Source organism: Candidatus Erwinia dacicola (genome assembly GCF_001756855.1).
Taxonomy (GTDB): domain Bacteria; phylum Pseudomonadota; class Gammaproteobacteria; order Enterobacterales; family Enterobacteriaceae; genus Erwinia; species Erwinia dacicola.
The window spans coordinates 1-3091 of record NZ_MAYS01000533.1; the positions used below are offsets into that span (position 1 = coordinate 1).

At 53.8% G+C, this 3091-nt stretch carries 3 protein-coding genes and 1 pseudogene; all 4 read right to left on the minus strand.

The annotated features are described in order from the left end of the window. The coding region (locus BBW68_RS13465; RefSeq protein ID WP_186821231.1) for a transposase at window positions 1–360 on the minus strand (360 nt) is incomplete at its 3' end. 334 nt (window positions 361–694) lie between these two features. Then, entirely contained in the window at window positions 695–2413 is a 1719-nt protein-coding gene (gene proS, locus BBW68_RS13470) for a proline--tRNA ligase (RefSeq protein ID WP_070135746.1), read from the minus strand. 139 nt (window positions 2414–2552) lie between these two features. Then, window positions 2553–2660 (minus strand): annotated as a pseudogene (locus BBW68_RS18090) (tRNA (N6-threonylcarbamoyladenosine(37)-N6)-methyltransferase TrmO); the annotation flags it as partial. 32 nt (window positions 2661–2692) lie between these two features. After that, window positions 2693–3091 (minus strand): IS30 family transposase (locus BBW68_RS13475; RefSeq protein WP_148127681.1); only part of this gene is annotated, 399 nt, incomplete at its 5' end.

A 3091-nucleotide genomic window follows, 5' to 3' on the forward strand; every position in this document is an offset into this window, starting at 1 on the left:
CTGCACCAGCGCGTCAACCTTACGGGTGGAGACGCCGTTTATCCACGCTTCCTGGATGACCGCGTTCAGTGCTTTCTCCGACAGCCTGCGGGCCTCAAGGAAGGACGGGAAGTACGAGCCTTCACGCAGCTTCGGTATACGCAGGTCCAGGGTACCGAGGCGGGTGTGGTACTGACGGTCACGGTAGCCGTTACGGTAGGTCTCCCGCTCGTCACTGCGCTCATGAGGCTCTGCGTTGATGCGCTGAGTGACATCGGCCTCCATGATGCGGTTGAGCATAAATTCGGTGAGTTCACGCAGAAAGTCCTCGCCGCCGAGTTGCATCAGGGTGTTGCTGAATGTCATGCTGTTGTCGGCCATCGGTTGACTCCTTCTGAGATAATTGTCTAATTAACCATTACCTTACCGGATAAGCCAATGGCTCTCACCATCCTTCCAAATTTACACCACGTCCTAAGACTCTACCCGTTCAGCCTAATGCAGCGGGTAAAAAACGCAGTGAGATCCGTCTGCCTAGCTTGAAGAAGGATATTGAGGTGTTTAAATACACCCTGAGTCACATATTTGCAGCGCCATCAGATAATGCGGGCGTTACAGGGACAAGACCAAGCTCTGGCAGCGCTGAGCTAAAAAGAAAAAGCCACCGCGTACGGTGGCTTTTTTATGTCTGATGGTGTTAGTCAGAGGGGGAATCTTAAACCGCCAGCTCGCTCACTAGGAAATCAACAATTTCATTGGTTTTGAACATACGCTTCTCACCTTCACGGCGTGATTTGTATTCTACTTCTTCACTATCGAGATTACGATCGCCGATGACGATGGTGTGCGGTACGCCAATCAGTTCCATATCGGCAAACATCACGCCTGGACGCTCTTTACGGTCATCCAGAATCACATCAATGCCTTTAGCACGCAGCGTGCTGTAGAGCTCTTCCGCTAACTTTTTAACGCGTAATGACTTTTGCATGTTCATTGGCAGGATAGCCACCTGGAAAGGTGCCAGCGTCGGGGACCAGATGATGCCGCGTTCGTCGTGATTCTGCTCAATGGCAGCGGCAACGATACGGGTGATACCAATACCGTAGCAGCACATGGTCATAGTCTGGTTATGGCCATCTTCACCCTGCACCGAGACTTTCATCGCTTCGGAATACTTGGTACCCAGCTGGAAGATATGGCCCACTTCGATGCCGCGTTTGATCAGCAGCGTGCCTTTTCCGTCCGGGCTGGCATCGCCTTCAACCACGTTACGCAGATCGGCCACGCGCGGTAATGGCAGATCGCGTTCCCAGTTGATGCCTTTCAAGTGCTGATCGTCAATATTGGCACCCGCGCTGAAGTCGCTCATTGCCGCAACGGTGCGGTCCGCAACGATAGGCATATTCAAACCGACTGGGCCGAGTGATCCCGGGCCTGCGTTGACCAGCGTACGGGTCTCTTCTTCCGTCGCGAAAGTCAGCGGCGAGTCAACGATATCAATCTTCTCTGCTTTGATTTCATTTAGCTCGTGGTCGCCGCGCAGCAGCAGGGCAACCAGCGTATGACCGCTCTCTTTGGTGGCTTTCACCATCAGCGTTTTCACTGTTTTTTCGACCGGCAGATTAAACTGCTCAACCAGCTCAGCGATGGTTTTGGCGTTCGGCGTAGCGAACTGCGTCATCTTCTGAGTCGCAGCAGCGCGGCCAGCAGCAGGAGCAACAGCCTCCGCTTTTTCCATATTTGCCGCGTAGTCTGACTCGGTAGAAAACACCACATCATCTTCACCGCTCTGTGCCAGCACCTGGAACTCGTGCGAAGCGCTGCCGCCGATCAAACCGGTGTCGGCATCCACCGCGCGGAAGTTCAGACCCATACGGGTGAAAATCTGGCTGTAGGCGCGGTACATTGCGTCGTAGGTTTCCTGCAGCGATTCCTGAGTGGTGTGGAACGAGTAGGCATCCTTCATGATGAATTCACGTGAACGCATCACGCCAAAGCGCGGGCGCACTTCATCACGGAATTTAGTCTGGATCTGGAACAGGTTCAGCGGCAGCTGCTTATAAGAACTCAGCTCGTTGCGAATCAGATCGGTAATCACCTCTTCGTGCGTTGGGCCGAGAACAAACGAGCGCTCGCCGCGATCAACAAAACGCAGCAGCTCCGGGCCGTACTGCTCCCAGCGTCCACTCTCCTGCCACAAATCCGCAGGCTGCACCACCGGCATGGAAATCTCAATCGCACCGGCGTTATTCATCTCTTCACGCACGATATTTTCAACTTTTTTCAGCACGCGCACACCCGTCGGCAGCCAGGTATACAGGCCGGAAGCCAGTTTACGGATCATCCCGGCGCGCAGCATCAGCTGGTGGCTGATCACTTCAGCGTTGGCAGGTGTCTCCTTAAGAGTGGAAAGCAAATATTGAGTAGTACGCATAAGTTAAGATTCCATATGAACGCAGAGAGCCAAAAAAACGTGGACGCTAGTGTACCAGCGCGACAGGTGACTCAAAAGATGCCGGGAGAAATTAACGTGGGTCGATGGCAACTACCTCGGTGCCGCTGAGCGTAACGCGTCAGCGCACGTTGAATTCCAGCAGTCAGGCGGGGTATTCACGATCGGGTTCTTCCCCTTTACGATAGGCCGGACGTGGGTCCTGCGCCAGCCACTGCTGAATAAAACGCTAAAAGGCGGATTCAAGTTTGAAGTGCAACGCTAAGCCGCCTGTTTTAGCTCTACAAAGACCACTGAAGGTTGCCGGAACCCAAGGCATTTCCGTGGCCTGCTATTCAGTGCTCCCTGGTACTTGCGGAGCTCGTCATCCGTCACTGCCGTCAGGTCAGTTCCTTTCGGGATAAACTGCCTCAACAACCCATTGGTGTTCTCCTTTAGCCCGCGCTGCCACGAGGCATATGGATGAGCGAAGTAGGTTTCCGCTTCCAACGCGTCAGCGACTTCCTTGTGCCGGGTAAACTCCCTGCCGTTGTCGAACGTGATTGTGTGACAGACGTCCTTATAGCCGCTCAGCATCGAGATAATAGCGGCGGCAACTTCGGCAGAGTCTTTAGAAAAAACCTTCTTCGTCAGATAAATACGGCTTTTACGTCCGACCAG

Bases quoted from the DNA above. Each gene is read 5' to 3' on its own strand.
- proS (WP_070135746.1), bottom strand. From the start codon at position 2,413: ATGCGTACTACTCAATATTTGCTTTCCACTCTTAAGGAGACACCTGCC.